This window comes from Flavobacterium sp. GQ95, from assembly GCF_059758655.1.
The window spans coordinates 15,990-36,563 of the sequence record NZ_JCAXEB010000015.1 but is presented as its reverse complement, the minus strand read 5'-3'; the positions used below and the strand labels follow the sequence as shown (position 1 = coordinate 36,563).

Genomic DNA, 20,574 nt, shown 5'->3' with positions numbered 1-20,574 from the left:
GCTGCGTAAAAGATATGTCAAATCTTTTGAAACTACTGTAAATTTGATTAGTTATAATTTATATAAGAATATAGTAAAAAGGAAGTTTAATTTATCGACACAATTAAGAAAAAGCATAATTTTTTGATTGAATACAAGTAGTGTTTCACTAACTGTGTAAGTTAAAAAAATGATGGGTTATTAAACCACCATCATTTTTTTACTTTAATTTTTACGCCGTTTTATGAAAAAAGAAGATTTATTGTCAGATGAATTTTTAAAGCGATTCAAAACATGCGAAGGCCTAAATGATTTTCTGTCCCAATTGCAAAAACGAGGAATTGAAGCTATTCTATCAGGAGGGCTGGATTCTCATCTAGGATATGAGAAACATGAAAATACAGCTTCATCCAATTCTTGTAATGGTTTTTCCGATAAGAAGATTAAAACTTCATTTGGAGAATCAGATATCCAGGTTCCCAGGGACAGAGAAGCGTCTGTTAATCCTATGATTATTCCAAAACGTAAAGTATGGTTGGATTAGAGAATGTAATTATCTCTCTTTATTCCAAAGGGATGACCGTTAGTGATATTGAAGAACAAATAAGAGAAGTCTATAAATTTGACATATCAACCTCCAGTATTTCTAGAATTCCTGAATCAGTTTCCAGTGATAACAGCTTGAGAAAATCGACCTTTAGAACCTGTTTATTTAATCGCTTGGATGGATGAAAGTCCAAGGTCATTAACAAAACTATTTATCTTGCTGTTGGTCTGAATCGAGACGGTAAAAAAGTAGTTTTAGGTATGTGGCTAGGGCAAGAAATGAAAGTTCCAGTTTTTGGTTAGGAATTTTAATCGATTTAAAAGCTAGAGGTGCCCGGAATATATTAATTACTGCTACAGAGAACCTAAACGGCCTTACTCAGACTTAAAATGTATTCTCTGATTCACATACTCAAATCTGTGTCGTTCACCAAATACGTAACTCAGCACGTTATGTAGTATGGAAAGATAAGAAAGAATTCTCTAAAGATATGAAGCAGATTTATGATGCTCCAACAAAAGAGGTTTCCAGAGTATCTCCTGAAGATTTTGCAAATAAATGGAATAACAAATATCCATATGCTGTAAAATAAAGGAAAGAAAATTGGAAGAGCGTACCATATTCTTTGACTTCCCAGTTGAAAATAGGAAAATAATTTATAGCACTAATCCAATCGGAAATTTAAACGGTAAGATTAGAAAATATACCAAAAATAAATTATCATTCCCCACCGATGAAGCAGTTTTAAAATCTGTATATTTGGCTTTAAGAGAAGCTAGTAAAGAAAGGACAATGCCAATCCGTAATTGGGGATTAATACTCAATGAGTTCTTAACTATATTTGAAAAAAGGGTTCAACTTTAATTAAAAAGTCAAGCCCCATTATTTTTAAACTTACATACTTTTTAGGATAGTGTCGCTGTGATGATATTTAATGTGTTTATTTTCATAATGTTATGTTATGGTTGAATACAAGTTAGTTTGAAAAATCCGAAACATGTGTAAAAGTATTTTGTCCACTTTATTTTCAATACTAAAACAAGACAGATGAAAATCAAAATAAAGACTTCCTATTATCTGATAGAAATAATAACAAATCGTATGATTCTAGTTTGTTTTGCGCCCATAGCCTTATTGATTCTGTGCTTATTATCCTAAATATAAAAAAGGCTTTCATCGATAGAAGGATAGCTTAAGCAATTACGTAGTGGTACCACATATTGCTATTCATTTTTAAGCTTTTTCACTTATAATTTAATTGCAAACCTAATTGATCTAATCTTTAAAATTTTACAAAAATTAGCTCAAAGTTGTGTGTCTTAATTATTTTGTATAAATTAAAAATTATTGATTTTTAGTGGCTTGAACAACTTTCCTAAATGCGCTACGGGTTAGTTTATTATATTTTCAAACTAAAATGATTTATTTTTTATATTTCTGCACCATTCATAATATTATCTTTTGCACCTGTATTTTTTAACATTCTAAAATGCGAACGAATGGCATGATAAAAAGGGTATGAAGTATAAGGAAGACTATATTCTTTGGCATACCGTTCTATGATAGGCGTAATGTACGGATAATAAGTATGGCCAACATCTGGAAAAAGATGATGTGCTACATGATGAGTAAACCCTCCGTATAAAAAATTAGCTAATTTACTATTGGTACTGAAATCTTTTGTAACAGTCATTTGATGCATAGCCCAAGTAGCCGAAAGATTTCCATGTTTGTCTGTTTGTGGAAAAAGAGCGTTTTCATCAACATGCGTAGATACTAATGCAACAACACCTAACATACTTCCACATAAATGCATTGTAATCCATGCTGCTAAAACAATGTGCCACGAATGACTTAGTAAGATCATTGGAATAAAAAGCAAATAAAAAAGACTGAAAACTTTTGAGGTAAATAACTTATAAATTTCACGTTTAGGAATTTCAGGAACTATTTTTTTTACATAATTATTTTTCTTTCCAAAAAAATCTTTAAAGTCTCTTATGTAAATCCAATTAAGACTGTAAAAAGGATAGATAAACCACATATAAATGTGCTGGTATTTATGGTAGTCAAACAAAGGGCTGTTTGGAAAAATTCTAATAATATCACTTTGTTTGATATCTATATCCCAGTCTGGAACATTAGGATAAGTGTGATGAAGATTTATGTGACGATATTTCCAAAGCCAATGATTGCTCCCGAAAAGTTCCAGTGTATACATAAACCATTTATTATGTTTTGATTTTTTAAACAATGCACCATGAGCTGCGTCATGAAAAGCGTTTATAAAAAGCATAATCATAAATATACCACATAAAATATAAAAGAGAAATAATAATGGTAAAATGTCTCCAAACAATAAAATACAAGTATAACATGAAAAGAAAAGAACTACAAGTGCTAATGACTTAATAATATTAAGTAAGTATAGGGAAGAATTTTGTAAAATAGTTTCGTTTACTTCCTTACGCATCTTTTTAAAAAAATCATCAATACCGGCTTTACGATAGACCGGACGTTTTACTTTTTTCATCATCTTTATGGGTTAAAAATTAAGCATAATAAAATTTTATTCTAATATTTATGATTAACAAATAGAAGCAATAAAATGGATTATTGTAAAAAAAATATTACACAAATATACACGTGTAATTGTGTTTTTTTTTAAAACTTTTATTTTTAATTACTTAAGGATGTGTCTCTGTTTTCTTCAAGTAGGAAAATCTTTTTTTTTTTGCATTTTTTTGTTTTAATTGATGGATAATATTATTTGAAAGAAGGATCTAAATAAAAGTTTTTTTGTTCGAAACATCTTACTTTAGTTTAGCAAGTGTTTTTTTATTTATAATAACCTATTCAAAAGGATAATAACTTAAATTACCAATACCAGGAAGTCAAAATAAGACCCTGCTTTTTATTTTACATAATAAAAGGTTTGAATTCTGTACCCAAGGTCACATTATTACTATGAAATAAATTGTAATATCTAAATTATTGTAGTTTGCCGACATTTATCTGGCATTTAGATTAACTTTTTTTTATCTTTGAAAAGTTTAGAGAACTGTCTTACGGCGACAATTCAAATCGAATGCAAAAAAAGAAAAGCGATCGTTTTATTATTGATCGCTTTTTCTCTTTTCAATTTCATTGTCAGGGTTTCTCTACATTCATTAAAAAGATTTTGAGGTAAATTCCTTTTTACCCAAAACCGGGCTTTGATTACTAAGATTTTCTATTGTCTTTACTTCCATATATTATTCTTTGAGAACCAGAAACCTGAAAGGGATTTCTTTTTATAGAGGTAATTGTTTATCCTTATTGAGACATTGAGACTGATTGTGTCGATATTTGTAAGAGAAAAGAAGTAATAATTGATTTCTATTTAGCCCATGAAATGGGGGGATTGAAGGAGTTGAGATATTAAAATTTGAAAGCTATGTCTATTTGAACTAAAAATACTATCCGGGGAAATTTTATTTTACTAAAGTTAATTAAGTGACTTTAAATTTCTCTACACATTTCATGTGAAAAAGTAAATAAACAGCTCGATATCGATTAATTAATTTTTTTCTACTTACACACGTATAATTCTGTAAGTATTTTTTGTGTAATTATATTGTTTCTTAGTCACTTTTGAAAGATTAGGTAATTTACTTTGAGCTGAATGGTTTATGGACTTAGAGTATTTTGATAGATTTTGGCTAAAAGATGCTCATTAATTGAGCATCTTTTTTTGTTTAAAACAATTTCATGAAATTAAAACACATTCAACTGATTCATGCCTTGCTTGTACTTAATAAAATTATGGGAACAATGGAAGAAGTTATGTTAGTTTTAAAGACGCATAACTTTGTTGAGATTTATAAATAAGTCGCCAACTAAGTCTGCTCTTTTAAAAGACGAAATTTATTTAGAACAAAAACAATCGCATTTGTGATTGTTTTTATTTCTTAATTGCGGTTGAAGTTGTTTGTAAATATCGAAATAACATTATAGTATATTCATATTTACTACATAAACTACAATCTAAAAAATTAATATAAAATTGATACACACGTATATATGTGTAGCTCTTTTCTTTAAATCATGTTATTTCTTGATTACTTTTGTGTTAAAGTAATTTTCAATTGAATTTAAGTGGTATTAAATTCAAACATTTGTTCTTGATAAAGATGCCCCGCAATGGGCATCTTTTTTTTTATGCTTTACAAATAGATGGCAGACATTATTCATATTTTTAGGAAAGAATTAGATTAAATAGATTTAGTTATATTCAAGCCAAGGAAAATCGGTATAAGGTTTATTAGTCTGGACCATATCAGTAACTAATTATTACAAATTCAAAAGAAAAACATCCAGCCAATATATTGGACACGTCCTAGGAATCACCATCAAAAGCAGGAAAATATTTGATAGGCTTATTGTTACTATTGCGGTATTATGAGTCAAAAAGGATCAAATATAATTGTGTTATTTAAGGCACAATTATATATATATAAATCTGTGCAACTAAAAATAGCTTGGCTCAACTATTAAGAAATTATGTAAAAAATAAAGTTGGATCAAAAAGGCAAAAAATATCCTTGTCTGAAATAGTTCATGTAGATGGTAGGCATGGGAGTAAGTTATATGCTAAAAAGATCTAAGCAATTTTATTATTGAATAATAGGTAAATAAAGAAAGGTGTGTTTGTTAAGGCAATCGGTAATTATACTGTCAAATCATTAACTGCAATTTTTGAAGTGCTTAAAAGTAAAGCACTAGTTCCAAAAATAATCTAATTGGTATAATAATCTGAATATCTTAAAAATGAAAAAAATTGCAGATTTTAAAATTACTTAGTAGCGGTATTTGCTAAAAGAATAAAAAATAGGGACAGAGAGCTAGATTATGAATATATAAATAATGACTATCAGGAAAATGGAAGAGTAATAAACTTTCCACGGTTGGCGGAAGACGCTCTTGGATCCTTATTTTGAATACGATATTAATCCCTCAAAAAAAGGAATAGACGTTTGTAAATATATGGTTTTTACCTTACTGTTATCGTAGATATGAGAAACTATTCGGATTTTCTTTAATATTAAGGTTCCCTCATAATGAAAATATATTCACCATAATTAAGTTTCTGTGAGTATGCCAGCTAACAAATCTTTATATATACCTGCTTTTCTGGATTATTCATATTCAATTTTGCTTTATAATTATTTTTATCACCAAGTGTAATTGTCAAACACAATAAGTGATACGATTACTGTACAAGATACTGTGCATAAATTAAAATTCAATTATAAATAATTAATCATTCCCGAGGTTCTTCTAGGGTATGGTTTTGTTGGTTTGGAAAGCAATCAACTTAAAAGTCATAATGCAGAAATTAAAGAAGAAATAAATGAGGATATTGATCATAGAGTTTCTAGTGATGAATTTTCTCAGGGGGTAGATGCAGCTTCTGTTTAGGCGTTAAATACTTTTGGTTTGAAAGGGAAGAATAATCTAAAAAACAACTCTATTATTTTTGTAAATTCATATTTGATGATGAACGCTTCGGTTGCATTAAAAAATATTGCTAAAGTAGAAGACCCGATGGGTTTTCAAACAACTTCATTTGGCAGTTTTTTTGTTCAGGAACATTAAACCTCTCTTTTACATTATAATATGTACAGGTTTTCAGAAGTAAATCGCATTTAACCAAACTATACAAAAAGAAGAATCGTTTTAAAGAAACCATTACATTGTTTTTGATCTATTTCCATATTTTGAATTCTAAAGTTGCCAAATTGGTTTTTAGTTTTTGAAATATTTTTTAGGTGTTGTTTCAAATCTCTTATAAATGCTTGTCGTGTCTTATAACCATCTAGCATTATCAGATTGTTAATTTCTTCCAAAAAAGAAATGTTATCATGCAATCTTTCATCAAAGAGACATACCAAAATAGTTATACCTTTCTTTTCCAGTTTTAAAAATTCAATCAACTCTAATTTTTTATACACTACAAATATAAAAGCATCAAAATCTTTGTTTTTTTTAATTTGATTGATTTTCAAAGATGAAGACTCAATAAATTTGAATTCATTGATAAGATCCTTCTTGAACATTTCTAAAAACAATCTTTTGTCATCAAATACTAAAACTTTTCCCTTTCCATTATTCATATTTTGTGCATTATTTTTGAAAAATTAGTTCTTAAAATAAATGCAAAAGTATTTTGATATAGGTTTTATTTTGCATTATATAGACGCGAAAAAGACATAGTATAATTTTTAATTAATCGAAAAATGTTAGCATAAATTATTCAAATTATTAAAAAAATAAGCACAAAAATTGGGTTTCTAGTACAAGAATGAATCAAAAAGTTTCAAACTATAATTTTTAATTAATCGAAAAATGTTAGCATAAATTATTCAAATTATTAAAAAAATAAGCACAAAAATTGGGTTTCTAGTACAAGAATGAATCAAAAAGTTTCAAACATATTTTATAGTGTCATGTGGTACTTTGTAAATTATGAAAGTAGTTGACTGAAAACAAGTGGAAATAATTGTTAAAAAACCCGTCAGCTACATTGTTGTATTGACGGGCTGTCCATAAACACAATCTTCCATTTTATGTTTACTTAAATTTTAAATTATTTATGATGTTCCATTTTAATCTCGTAATGAGAAAAAAAATGAAGGTTTTCAATAATTTTATATATCCATATTTAAAACTTTGTGTTAAGCTATGCTGGCAATTTAAAAGCTAATGTATTATGGATATAGATTCCGTAGTTTTTGAAGCTAAAATATCTTTTTAAAGTGAGAATTTGACATGTTTAATCTACGTTTTCACTATCTGGTATATTGAATGTCTTTGCCATTTCTGTAATTTTTTGTATATTATTATCAAGAAGAAGATGATTTTCTGCATCTTGATAAAAAAATGTTTTCATGAGTTAAAATTATAATATAAATAGCTTTAAATACAATTAAAATTTCTAAATTAAAGATGCTCGAAAGGAGCATCTTTGCAAAAGAAAAAATAGAAATAATTAATTGAGGAATTTAATTATCTTTACAAAAGTAGCTTAAATAAATTATAAAGATTAGATTAAATGCTACGCAGATATACACGCGTGTAAATAATTATTCTAAAAATACTTATTTAAAGTCTGTTCCAGTAATAAAAGATGTTTTCCAAAACCGATAATTCTAAAAGAAATAAATTTCAAATAACTGTATTTTATTTAATTAAAGTATATTGTTTCAATCAGGTAAGTATAAAACTTCTATTTTAAATATTTATTATAATTTATTTTCAATAGTTTTAGGTTTAAACCAATATGTAACATAATAAAACAGAAAGATGGTTGATAATAAAGAACGTAGCAAACACCAATACATTTGCGGATTATTATAATGATATAAAAGTATTGATAAACTAAATTTTTTATCATTAAAAAAATACGCCCAAAACATCAGTATTGTTCCAAAAATAAAATTGAAAATAAACAGCCACAATGGTAAATTAAATTTGTTTAATTTTTGTTTCATTTTTATAATATTAGAGTGTTTAAAGCAGTACTATTTCAAACTAAATTTTAAATTGAATTTGAGTAATTGCTTTTACAAAAAAAAGATGTTCATTTCTGAACATCTTCTCCAGAGTTAAAAAAAATGCTTAGTTAGTCAAAAACTTATTTCAAATTTACTTAAGAAATGGAAAAATCTATAGAAAAACACTACATAGGTATACACGTGTAATTTTAATAATTTAAAGCAATAGATTTGTAGTACTCTGTAGCGATTTTTATTTCCTCAAATGAGTGTCACACACATCCCAAGAGGCCCTTTTTTTTGTTTTTATAAGCTTTATAAATTGGCTCTTTCCATTGATTGGTTAATCTATAGTTCTGTTTAATTGTATGGATCACTCATATAGATAGCTTTATATCGAATCTCAAGCAAGTATTTATTGTATAAACCAGTCCTTTGTTCTGTAATAAAAATTTTATTAAGGATATTCTCTTAATTTTTCGGTGTATTATTTTTGCATCTATTGCGAATTTGAATATAAGTATGAGATTATAGTAAATATAAATATTTGATTTGTAAGTTATTTTGCTAAGTTTTACAGCTGTGTTTGTAGCTGTTAACGATGAGAATTTGCTTTGTCAAACAATTAAAAAATTACTCTATCAGAGTGATGAAAATAGCCACCATATTCTTTTCTGCCTTTAAACAACTTTATGGATGTATGCGAATTACGGTAGAGTTACAAAATTCAGGATATTTAGTATCATGAGCCGCTGTAAATAACATATGAAATAATTAGGTTTGTACGGCAAGGTAAAAAAGAATTAAAGGTTTTATTTTATAGAAATTAAATACTGCGGATAAAATTATAATACAATCCATTTGATTTCTAGAAACTAATTTCCAGCATTCAGAACATAATAATGTATTTGAGGTACAGTAAAATACAAAATAATTTTCAATAAAGAATAGCATTTTAAATTTTATAATAGGCTGTACAATCCTTTTAATTACGTAATGTTTTTTTTGCTTAAAAATTCCAAAAAATACTATACATGAGGCTAATTGCAAATTTGTGAGCTTTTAAGCTATTTTGGATACCTTAGTTATGAGGTTAGATGCCGTTGCTTAGCAGTTATTAAACGTTGCAATTGTAAATAGATTTTTTTGAACCATATACCAGATATTTTTTCTGAATTAGAGACCTGTCTTTAAATATTTTCTTTATTTTTTTCTACTACCGTCACTATGCTATCTTTTAGTATTATTTTTATGGTTTTATCTAAGATATAAAAAAAGACGCTTTATATCATCGCAATAAAGAATGATATTAAGCGCCTTTTCAAAATTAACTTAATTGAAACTACTATTCCCTACAAGGTTAGGCAAATGTAGGTAGGGTGTTTAAGTGTAGGTTGTCTAAAAAGACATTAAAATACCGTTAAAAGGCATTTGTTTGACTTGTGCTGTGATTTGTTATGTGTTTATATTTGTATGAATTTTAGCACTTGTCTTCTTTGTAAAAATAATTGATCTTTAAATAAGGTTTGAAGTAATTATATGTGCAATATCCTTTAAAATAACTATAAAAATAGTAGAATTCCATGTTTTTATTTATTAAATAACGGCAATTTGTAAGATAGATTCTCGGTATAGTTGTCGGCTAATTTTTTATGGTTTTATTGGTTTTGTTCAGGTGTAATTTCTTGATAAATATCGTTTTAGTTTTTGTACATGCTATATTTTTTTACTTGTCAGGTATTATAAAAGAAGAGTGAGTAATTGAGTGCTGCTTTGATGTGGAGGTTATATGGGGAAGGGTGAGTTTAGGAGGTTATGAGAGAATCAATGTTTTGTTTTCTCAAGTAGGTTAGGTGGTAAATTCACGATCGCAAATAATGGTATGGGTTGCTGGATGTTTAAGATGAGAACTTTAAAATGACAATTTAGCTAATTTAGTGGTATTAATAAATTTATATTAATGCGTATTAATGTGCCTTATTATGTTGCTTATATGTCTTGTTATGGTTTCGTGTAGATGATTTCTCTGTTATTTTTGCATATTACGAGAGTCGGCCTTTTAGACAATTATTGGATTTACTAGATTACTATGCTAATGCGTGGTTTCTATTTTCTAAACATACATTATGTTTTTTATTTTTAGATAGAAGGGAAGACTTTTTGATTTTAATATTGTCTTTATTGAGTGTCTTTAATTTTGTTTGCTTAATGTTTAAGATAAATTGAATGACTTTTTTTTAAAAATAATCTTATGCAAATAATATCATATCTTGAGGATTACCATTTTTTAGGAGCGTTTATAATTACTTTTTTCTCTTTTTTAGCATCTTATAAATTATACCCTGTAATTATTTATTTATGCTTTGTTAAGAATTTATCCATATTACCAGAAACAAGGAGTTCCCACGTGCATAAAACACCAACTCTGGGTGGTATAGGTATATTTTTTGGATTTGCATTGACTATGTCATTTATAGGTTCAATTTTAGTTAAGTATCAAATAATAAAGACATTGTTGGATTTAATGGCTTCTCTTTTAATTTTGTTTTTTACCGGTATCAAAGATGATTTATTGGTGATTTCACCTTTTAAAAAACTAGTTTCGCAATTCTTAGCTGCAAGTGTTATAATTGTGTTTTCAGACATTCGGATAGATGATTTTGAAGGGATACTGGGTGTATATGAACTTCCATACCTTATATCAATAGTTTTTACCTTTTTAATATGTATTTTAGTTATTAATGCATACAATTTGATTGATGGGATAGATGGTTTAGCAGGTACAATTGCTTTAATTATATTTGCATTTTTTGGCTTCTATTTTTTAATTAACCATCAATTTAGGCAAGTATTGGTGTCCTTCTCTTTAATAGGTTCATTAATAGCTTTTCTTAAATTTAATATTTCACGAACCCGAAAGATTTTTATGGGTGATACAGGTACTATGGTAATTGGTTTTATTATAGTATATCAATCGATACGATTTCTAACAATAAATCAAACTTTTGATATTCCATTTTCTTTAAACAATGGACCTGTTTTTATTTTAGCACTTCTTTCTTTTCCTCTAACAGATACTTTGAGGGTTTTTGCTATTAGAATCAAAAAAGGCAAAAATCCTTTTAAACCAGATCGCAATCATATTCACCATAATTTTATAGATTCTGGTTTGACTCATATAAAAGCAACAATTGTAATTGCATGTTTATTTCTAACTGTAGTTATGAGTGCTTTTTTGCTACAAGACTTAAATATAAATCTCAGTCTATTTTTAATTGTCATGATTTCTTCTATTGCCTATCTGTCTTTTACAGTAAGAAAATGGAGGTGGATAATTACGAATAATAAATAAAAAAATAAATGATAAAAATATTTGTTGTTCTTGGTACTAGACCAGAAGCAATTAAAATGGCTCCATTAATAAAAGAATTTAAAAAGTATCCTGATTTATTTCAAACCAAAGTATGCGTCACAGCACAACATAGAGAAATGCTAGATCAGGCGTTAAGTTTTTTTGATATCGTACCTGATTATGATCTTGATTTAATGAAGCCGAATCAAGATTTGTATCGTTTGACCTCCGATATTATTATTAATATGAAATCTATATTAGAAGAGTTTCAGCCAGATTATGTATTTGTTCATGGTGATACAACTACTACAATGGCAGGCAGTATTGCTTCTTTTTATAGTGGAGCTAAGGTATGTCACGTTGAGGCGGGATTAAGAACTCACAATAAAAGATCACCATTTCCCGAAGAAATGAATAGACAAATAACAGGACGCTTGTGTGATTTCCATTTTACTCCTACAGAAATGTCTAAGCAAAACTTAATAGACGAAAATATAGCAGAAGATTCGATTGTGATTACAGGAAATACTGTAATTGATGCTTTGTTACAAAGTGTGGACAAAATAAATCAAGAGCCAAGTGATCTAATCCAAGAGCTGTCAAAAAAACTTGGAAAAAAAGAAATAATCTTAGTAACAGGACATCGTAGAGAAAATCACGGTGAAGGATTTATTCGAATATGTAAAGCATTAAAAGCTATAGCAACTAATAATATGCAACGGATAATTGTCTATCCTGTGCACTTGAATCCAAATGTGCAAGAACCTGTAAATCGAATTTTATCTAATATTTCTAATGTTTTACTCATCAGTCCTTTAGCCTATGAGGATTTTATTTGGATGATGAATAGGTCCAGACTCATTATTACCGATAGCGGTGGTGTACAGGAAGAGGCTCCGAGTTTAGGAAAACCAGTTTTGGTCATGAGAGATATTACAGAGCGTCCTGAAGCTGTAGAAGCTGGAACAGTTTTATTAGTAGGGACTAATACGAAATTAATTGTAAAAGAAGCTTTGGATCTTTTAAATAATAAAGAACGTTTTGAAAGCATGAGTGCGCTACATAATCCATATGGAGATGGTAATGCCAGCAATAGAATTGTATGTTTTATTGCTGAAATAGAAGGTTTTGAAATAAAATTTAGTAAAAAAATAGAATAAAAAAAGTAAAATGAATCAACCAGAAGTCGTAATGATTGGTCTAGGGTATATAGGCTTGCCAACTGCAGCGTTAATAGCATCAAAAAATATTCATGTATTAGGTGTCGATATTAATCCAAAAGTAGTCGATATCATAAACAAAGGTAAAATTCATATTATAGAACCCGAATTGGATACTGCTGTTGCTAATGCTGTAAAAAAGGGATTCCTCAAAGCTGCTACGACAGTGATGGAGGCGAGTATTTATTTAGTAGTAGTTCCTACACCATTTAAAGAGAGGAATGAACCAGATATTTCATTTGTTCAGGCTGCTACCAAAAGTATTATTCCAATTTTAAAAAATGGAGATTTATTTATTATTGAGTCAACCTCACCCATTGGAACAACTGAAAAAATGAGGGATTTTATTTATAGCATGCGTCCTGAATTAGAAGAAACTTTATATATCGCATATTGTCCTGAACGTGTATTACCTGGAAATGTAATGCATGAATTGGTACATAATGATAGGGTTATTGGAGGAGTAGATGAAAAATCTACAGAAAAAGCTATTGGTTTTTATTCAGGTTTTGTACAGGGGAGGTTACATCCAACTAATGCCAGAACAGCGGAGATGTGCAAATTAGTAGAAAACTCTTCAAGAGATGTTCAAATTGCTTTTGCAAATGAATTGTCTTTGATCTGTGATAAAGCTGATATAAATGTATGGGAATTAATAGCGTTAGCAAATAAACATCCAAGGGTTAATATTTTACAACCAGGGTCCGGAGTTGGAGGGCATTGTATTGCAGTAGATCCATATTTTTTAGTATCAGAATATCCGCTGGAATCAAAAATAATAAATGCAGCAAGAGAGATTAATAATTTCAAATCATTTTGGTGTGCAGAGAAAATTCAATCTGCCAAATTAGAATTTGAACTAAAGCACAAAAGAAAAGCTACTATTGCACTCATGGGCTTAGCTTTTAAGCCTGATATTGATGATTTGAGAGAATCACCAGCTAAATATATTGTACAAAAAGTGCTGCAGAATGATAATAATGGCGAGGAGTACTTCATTGTAGAACCTAATATTACAGAACACAATGTTTTTAAATTAACCAATTATAATGAGGCAGTTGGCTTGGCAGATATAATTGTTTTTCTAGTCAATCATTACGAATTTAAGGAAATTGAAATTACAAAAGGCAAGGTGATTTTGGATTTTTGTGGAGTTTTAAATAAATAATTTATAAAATAATTAATCCAACATATTTATTTTAAATGATAAAACTGATTCTTAAAGGAAAAATACATTTCCTAATTGACAAATTTAAATTAAATCAATTTGAACATCTTATAATGGATTCATTCTGGTCTGTTCTTGGTGCTTTACTTTCCAGAGGTAATATGTTGATATCCGCAATTATACTGGTCCGAATTTTGGATTCTATCGCATATGGGCAATTAGGTATTTTAAGATCTACGTTAAATTTTTTTGTTGTTTTTACTGGATTTGGATTAGGTAATACAACTTCAAGATTCATCGCGCTTCATAGAAAGGATGATCTTTGCAAAGCAAGAAGAATATTTGACATATCATTACTATTCAATTTCATTCTGGCAATAGTCGTATCTTTTAATATATTTATTTTTGCAAAGCAAATTTCCATATGGTCTTTTAATGATGTAGCGTTGTATAAGCAACTTAGAATATGTTCCTTTTTATTGTTTTTTGTAACAATGAATAGTGTGTTTTCGGGGAGTCTTTCTGGCTTTCAAGACTTTAAAACAATTGCCAAAAATACTTTTTTATCTACTGCCATTCAATCAGTGTTATCTTTAATTGGAGCTTATTTTTTTGGAGTTACCGGTTCATTAATTGGATTTGGCTTGGGTTATATTTATCTCTATATCTTAAATAAAAGGGCAGTGGATAAATGTTTTGGTCTTGAGAAAAGAATTGTTTGTTTTAATGATTTTCTTTCTGAGAAAAAAACATTTCCATGGTCTTTCAGTTTACCGGCTGCATTTTCATCATTTTTGGTAACACCTGTTTTTTGGTGGGCAAAAAGCTTTATGATAAAAAATAGTGATTTTAAAGAAATGGCTTTTTTTGATGTGGCTGATCAATGGCGGTTAATAGTATTGTTTATTCCTTCGGCATTAATGCATATTATTTTGCCAGCTTTAACAATTTGTAATAAGGAAAATTTCAAAAAAACTTTGAATTTTAATGTTAAAACAAATCTGTTTTTTACTATGATTATAATATTACCATTAATGCTATTCTCTAAATATATTCTATCTCTATATGGAAAAGAATATATTAATACAGAATTGTTTATTGTACTTATTTCTTCGGCATTATTTTCCTCTTTTTGTTCAGTTATTGGGCTAGCACTTGCAAGTAAAGGCAAAATGTGGTCTGGTTTTTTCTTTAATTTATTCTGGGCTGTTTATTTTATCTTTTTTACAGTTTACTTTATTAAGCAAGGGTATGGAGCGACTGGTTTGGCTTATGCCGTATTTCTGAGTTACTTATTCCACGGATTAACTCAGTTTGTATATTTTAAAATTAAATTTAAAAATGAATAAAATGAAAATCCTGTATTTATCAATTCTGCCTTTACTTAATGAAAATCTTGGTGTTATTAAAAAGATTAAAGAGCAGACAGAGAGTATGAAAAATGACTATATAAGTGTAGATGTACTTTTGTTTTATAAAAGTGAATCGGCTTTTTTGAATAAAAATGACTTTCCGGAATACTTTACTTTCACAAAATATCCTTATTCAGGCTGGAAAAGACCTTTTTTGCTATTTAATTTATGGAAAATGATTTCTCAGTCTTCTAGTTCTAAAAATTATGACATTATCTATTTTAGATACCCGGGGTCTTCATTTTTTCTCTGCAGGTTTCTTAAAAGATTTAAGAATAAAGTTATTCTGGAACATAATACCAAAGAATTAGAAGAAATTAGATTAAGATCTATAAGACCAAAATTTGATGTTTGGAAAGAAGTTTTTTTTGCCAAAAAAGGATTTAAGTATGCTTTAGGAAATGTAGGAAAGGCTAGTGAATTTTCAATCCATCAAGAGTTGAAAGTAGGATATAAATTAAACTTAAAAACAATAACAAATGGTGTGTCAGTAAATAAAATTCAAACAAAAAGATATTGTGATGTAAGGATAGAAAATCATATAAATTTAATTTTTGTTGGAAATACATCTGTTTGGCATGGATTAGAACGATTGTTATTAGGAATAAAGGATTATAAAGGAACATTGAATTACTCTTTATTTCTAGTGGGTAAAGAAATTACATTTATAGATATACTTAGGAGGTTAGAATTAACGGAATTATTGAATAAAAATATATTCCTTACAGGATTTAAAACCGGAGAGTATTTGGACAAGCTGTTTAATAATGCGGACTGTGCTATTGGTAGTTTGGGATTACATCGTATAAATATTCTAAATGGAGTACCATTAAAACACAGGGAGTACTTGTCGCGCGGATTACCATTTATTTATTCTGGCAGTGATGAAGATATCGATTTTTCAATTTCAAAATATTTGTTCAATATTGAGGCAAATGAAACCCCTGTCGATTTTTTAAAATTATTGGATTTTATAATAAGCTTAAACAATAAAAAGGAAAATGTATCTCAAATATTAGTGCAATATGCAATTAAAAATATTGATATGCACATTAAATCAAATGAATTAATTGATTTTTTGAATTACTCCATTAATAGACTAGGACATGAAAGCAAATAACTTAGATATAACAATTGTCTTTCTGTTACTAGCCTTAATTGTATTTGGGCTGTATGGCATTAAATTTTTTTTTCTATCATCTGTGTTGATTCTTTTAATTTTGTTTAGAGCAAATACATCAACCACCGGAGTGTATTTAATTTGGTTCTTTTTTAATATTTCGCGACTTTGGAGTGATGTCTATAAAATCCAGAAAATGGGACTTATAGCTTTTATTATGGCTTTAGGTTACTTTTATATATCGCGCTATAATCATAAGATTGATTTTAAAAAAAACATTTACAAGTTTTTTCCTGTAATATTTATTTTTTTATTTTTTTATTTTTTTGGACCAATGCATTCCTATGCTACCGAAAAAATGGTTTACATTATTTACAAAGGTGTTTTTTTTATTTTATGTTTTTTAGTATTTCTTCTAAATCCTCATATAAATTTAATAAAATTGATAGTTTTGGTTTTACTCTCGGTATTTCAGTACTATTCATACATGTATGTTACTTTGAACTGGAGCGGCCCTGATTTTTTTGCTGATTTTGGATCTTATCGTAGATTTTTTTTAAATGGCTCGGCTAAATTAAGGTTCGAACTTATTAATTATCAGGAGATAGGTCTTTTGGCTGTAATTGTTTTTGGTTTTTTATTGAATTTCATACCAAATAAAAATACAGTTAAGAAAAATGATGTGTTTTTTTATTTAGGGCTTAGTACTTGCTTACTAATTATTCTTTATTCCGGATCAAGGCAATCACTTTATTCATTGCCGATTATCTATTTTATGTATATTTTTTTTGATAGAAAAGTAAATAAGAAAGATTTGTTAAGAAATGCAACAATAGGAGCCGTTTTGATATCCTTATTTTTTTTAGTCACTCTCGGAAGTAAAGATTCTGTTTTTAAAGGTGAGGAAGGAAGTACAATTTCCGAAAAAATACATCGTCCCAAAGAAATTTTAGAAGCGCTTCAATTGATACAAACCAATCCATTATTTGGTCGTGGACTAGGAGGGTTTGCATCGTCTTACAATAATGACAGATATTATCCTCATAATATATTTTTGGAATTACTATGTGAAACGGGTTTTGTTGGAACTCTGCTTTTATTTATATATGTATTTGCTCTCTTGAAAAAAAATCAAGTTTTACTAAGTGACCATGCAAATTCCGGTTTTTTCATATTGCCAATTTTTATTGCATTATTTATGAGAGCTAATTTAAGTTCTGATTTAATAGAAACTGTTAATATTTTTAGTTTTCTGATAGCTTGGTCTTCATTAAAAAAAATTAACAAACAAGTATTATATGAAAATTATTGAAGTAATTGCTGGTTTTGGGGCAGGAGGAGCAGAAACACTCGTAAAAGATTTATCTATAGGATTAAGAAAAGAGAATAATGAAGTCGTAGTAATTATAATTGATCAGTTTTCTGATGATGTTTCGGAAATATCGAAAATAAATCAATTGCGGGAAAATGGTATTAAAGTTATAAGTTTAGATAGGGCGCCTTCTGATTGGTCTCTTGTAATATTTTTTAAAATATATAAACTTTTAAAAAAACATCGTCCAACAGTGATACATATTCATTCTTTTTTAGCAGCAGTCTATTTTTTCCCGTTTTCATTCTTTTTTTCTAAAATTAAGTTTTTTCAAACGATACATAGTACGCATATTTTTGAAACAAAGTGGCGAAAATTATTTTATTCAAAGCTATTCATTTTAAAGTATAAGAATATTTATTGTTCTGATGAAGTTTGCAGGAGCTTAACAAAAAATATAGGAAAAGGAACTGTAATTGATAATGGTATTTCTACGCACAAAAATCAAAATATCAGAAAATTTATAGAGAGGGAGCATGGCATACCTTCAGGGAGTTTGATTGTATTGAATGTTGGAAGAATTACAGAAGGGAAAAATCAATTATTGCTCTTGAATTTAATTGAAAGATTAAATAGTGATATATATAAAGGCTCACTCTATTTGTTAGTATGCGGTAAACATACTGATGCTGGTTTTTATCAAAATATAATTAAGGAATGTAACCAATTAAAATTTAGAAATTGCATCAAATTTATTGGAGTCAAAGATAATGTCAATGATTTAATGTATTCATCGGATTTATATATATCATCATCATTATATGAAGGATTACCCATAACTGTATTGGAAGCAATGAACACGGGCTTACCACTCATTTTATCCCCAATAAAGGAGCATTTAAAAATTTTTAGTGATTTAGAAGCATGTTATTTTCCTGAAGCCAATACAGTAAATTCTTATGTTGATTTATTTAAGAAAAATAAAAAAATATGTGATATAGATAGAGAAGAAGTGGTAATTAAAAGGGATTTAGTGATCCAAAAGTATCATATCAATTCAACTGTATTAAATTATTTGAGATGTTTCGAAGCCTTTTAGAATATATATATGAAAAATAAGATATTAATTGTAAGCCCACATCCTAAACTTCTTGGAGGTGTAGCAAATAACTATATAGGACTAAATGATTTTTGGAGTACTACTATTAAATACGAATACTATGGAAAAAGGGAAAACATTCCCGCTTTTATTACTTTTTTTTATGACTTAATTAAGTATGTTCTAAAATTGGTTCTTAAAAGACCAGATGTAGTAATTATTAATCCATCATTTAGGAGATACCAGCTCATACGAGATGGTATATATTTATTAATAGCAAATGTATTAGCAATTAAAGTTATAACCTTTATTCATGGTTGGAATGAACGATACTCTAAAATTATTACAAGTAGTCCGCTAATGTTCAGATTGGTTTATAATAAATCTGTTTTTATTTATGTATTGTCTTCTTCGTTTAAAAAGCAATTACTAAATATGGGGATTAACAGACCAATCTTATTAACAAGTACTAAAGTTGATAATAAATTATTAAAAAATTTTGATATTAAAACAAGACTAGGTAGTGTGAGGAATATCCTTTTTTTAGCAAGAATTGAGAAAGAAAAAGGAGTATTAATAGCAATAGATGCATTTGGCATATTAAAGGAAAAATATGAGTGGCTTACGTTAACTATAGTTGGATCGGGAGGCTTTTTAGAGCATGCAAAGCAACATGCAGTAGATCATTATATAAAGGATATTTGTTTTACTGGCCCGCTTTACGGTATGGATGTAGCTAATGAATATTGTAAGTCTGATATTTATGTTTTGCCTACTACACATGGTGAAGGAATGCCGACTTCTGTATTGGAAGCCATGGTATTTGGCTTACCGGTAATTACAAGACCTATAGGGGGGATAAATGATTTTTTTGATCCTAAAACAATGGGGAGTCTAATTGATGACCTGTCGCCAGATTCGTTTGCCCGTGAGTTAGAAAGTTTTATCCTTAATCCTGCCAAAACAAGAAACACAGCTTTATTTAATCATATTTATTCCATTAACAGATTTTTGGCCAGTTCTGTTGTGAGTAAAATTGAAGAGGATATTAAAAATTATTTAAAATAGAATGTAGCCTTGCATTAAGCTATTAAGGTTATAATAACACAAAAAAAGCGATGAAATCAAGTTTGTCAAATGGTATCAATATATATGCTCCACAATCCAGAACTGAACTTATGCGTTATGCTATTTTTAATCATAAAATTTTAGTTGCTGTAAATGCTGAAAAAATAGTGCATGCAACAGATAAAAGTCGTTTACTCATTAATAGAAATCTGGGTTATCCTGATGGAATAGGTGCAGTGTGGGCGCTAAGAAAGAAAGGGTTAAAAAAAGTCGTGAAAATTCCAGGTTGCGAACTTTGGTTAGATATAATTAAAGAGTACCATACAACCAAAACGTTTTATTTGGTTGGAGGGAAAGAGGAAGTAATTGAAGCTGTTGTTATAAATCTAAGAAGAGACTTTAAAGATATTCAGATTTTAAATTACAGAAGCGGTTTTTTAAAAAATGATAAAGAAAAAGAAGAACTTATAAAAGATATAGTAGGGAAACAACCTAATGTGATTTTTGTAGCTATGGGGTCTCCTAAACAAGAATTACTTATGGAAGAATTACACAAAAGACACAAGGCAACTTATCAAGGATTGGGTGGCAGTTTCGATGTATATATGGGTCATGTCCGACGGGCACCAGAATGGTGGATAAAGAAGAATTTGGAATGGGCTTATCGTCTGATATACCAGCCTTTAAGAATAACAAGGCAAATTCATTTAGTTCGGTTCTTTGCATTACTTCAGCTAAACAAGTTTTAAACAATAAATATAA

General features: G+C 28.5%; 12 protein-coding genes and 1 pseudogene. 11 read left to right on the top strand and 2 right to left on the bottom strand.

Annotated features, from left to right (window positions below):
- Positions 1–223 precede the first annotated feature (223 nt).
- Positions 224–1,390 (top strand): annotated as a pseudogene (locus AC6CH4_RS22465) (IS256 family transposase).
- Between the two features lie 565 nt (positions 1,391–1,955).
- Here the strand turns inward: AC6CH4_RS22465 and AC6CH4_RS22460 are convergent.
- Positions 1,956–3,062: a fatty acid desaturase family protein gene (locus AC6CH4_RS22460; protein ID WP_498106967.1), complete on the bottom strand. Its 1,107-nt coding sequence runs from the start codon at positions 3,060–3,062 to the stop codon at positions 1,956–1,958.
- Positions 3,063–6,004: 2,942 nt separating this feature from the next.
- On the opposite strand from AC6CH4_RS22460, the gene AC6CH4_RS22455 reads away from it, so the two are divergent.
- Positions 6,005–6,163, top strand: coding sequence for a hypothetical protein (locus AC6CH4_RS22455; RefSeq protein WP_498106965.1), 159 nt, complete (start codon positions 6,005–6,007; stop codon positions 6,161–6,163).
- 59 nt (positions 6,164–6,222) lie between these two features.
- Here the strand turns inward: AC6CH4_RS22455 and AC6CH4_RS22450 are convergent, their stop codons facing one another.
- Positions 6,223–6,681 (bottom strand): hypothetical protein, encoded by a 459-nt coding sequence (locus AC6CH4_RS22450; RefSeq protein ID WP_498106963.1) that lies wholly within the window; start codon positions 6,679–6,681, stop codon positions 6,223–6,225.
- Between the two features lie 3,631 nt (positions 6,682–10,312).
- Here AC6CH4_RS22450 and AC6CH4_RS22445 point away from each other — a divergent pair.
- The 9 genes from AC6CH4_RS22445 (at position 10,313) to AC6CH4_RS22405 (ending at position 20,561) form a co-directional block, all read left to right on the top strand.
- On the top strand, positions 10,313–11,413 hold the full coding sequence (locus tag AC6CH4_RS22445) for an MraY family glycosyltransferase (RefSeq protein ID WP_498106961.1): 1,101 nt from the start codon (positions 10,313–10,315) through the stop codon (positions 11,411–11,413).
- 8 nt (positions 11,414–11,421) lie between these two features.
- Entirely contained in the window at positions 11,422–12,573 is a 1,152-nt protein-coding gene (wecB, locus tag AC6CH4_RS22440; protein ID WP_498106959.1) for a non-hydrolyzing UDP-N-acetylglucosamine 2-epimerase, read from the top strand.
- A 10-nt stretch (positions 12,574–12,583) separates the two neighbouring features.
- The gene (gene wecC / locus AC6CH4_RS22435) at positions 12,584–13,801 is read left to right on the top strand and encodes a UDP-N-acetyl-D-mannosamine dehydrogenase (RefSeq protein ID WP_498106957.1); all 1,218 of its coding nucleotides are present in this window, start codon (positions 12,584–12,586) and stop codon (positions 13,799–13,801) included.
- 113 nt (positions 13,802–13,914) lie between these two features.
- Entirely contained in the window at positions 13,915–15,150 is a 1,236-nt protein-coding gene (locus AC6CH4_RS22430) for an oligosaccharide flippase family protein (protein WP_498106955.1), read from the top strand.
- 1 nt (position 15,151) lies between these two features.
- On the top strand, positions 15,152–16,333 hold the full coding sequence (locus AC6CH4_RS22425; protein WP_498106953.1) for a glycosyltransferase family protein: 1,182 nt from the start codon (positions 15,152–15,154) through the stop codon (positions 16,331–16,333).
- Positions 16,320–17,645: an O-antigen ligase family protein gene (locus tag AC6CH4_RS22420; protein WP_498106951.1), complete on the top strand. Its 1,326-nt coding sequence runs from the start codon at positions 16,320–16,322 to the stop codon at positions 17,643–17,645. The genes AC6CH4_RS22425 and AC6CH4_RS22420 overlap by 14 nt, the downstream gene beginning before the upstream one ends.
- Positions 17,632–18,744, top strand: coding sequence for a glycosyltransferase (locus AC6CH4_RS22415; protein WP_498106949.1), 1,113 nt, complete (start codon positions 17,632–17,634; stop codon positions 18,742–18,744). Before AC6CH4_RS22420 ends, AC6CH4_RS22415 begins: the two co-directional genes overlap by 14 nt.
- Positions 18,745–18,753: 9 nt before the next feature.
- The gene (locus AC6CH4_RS22410; protein WP_498106947.1) at positions 18,754–19,812 is read left to right on the top strand and encodes a glycosyltransferase; all 1,059 of its coding nucleotides are present in this window, start codon (positions 18,754–18,756) and stop codon (positions 19,810–19,812) included.
- Positions 19,813–19,862: 50 nt separating this feature from the next.
- Positions 19,863–20,561 carry a WecB/TagA/CpsF family glycosyltransferase gene (locus tag AC6CH4_RS22405; RefSeq protein WP_498106945.1) on the top strand — a complete coding sequence of 233 codons (699 nt, stop codon included), beginning with the start codon at positions 19,863–19,865 and terminating at the stop codon, positions 20,559–20,561.
- Positions 20,562–20,574: the final 13 nt, after the last annotated feature.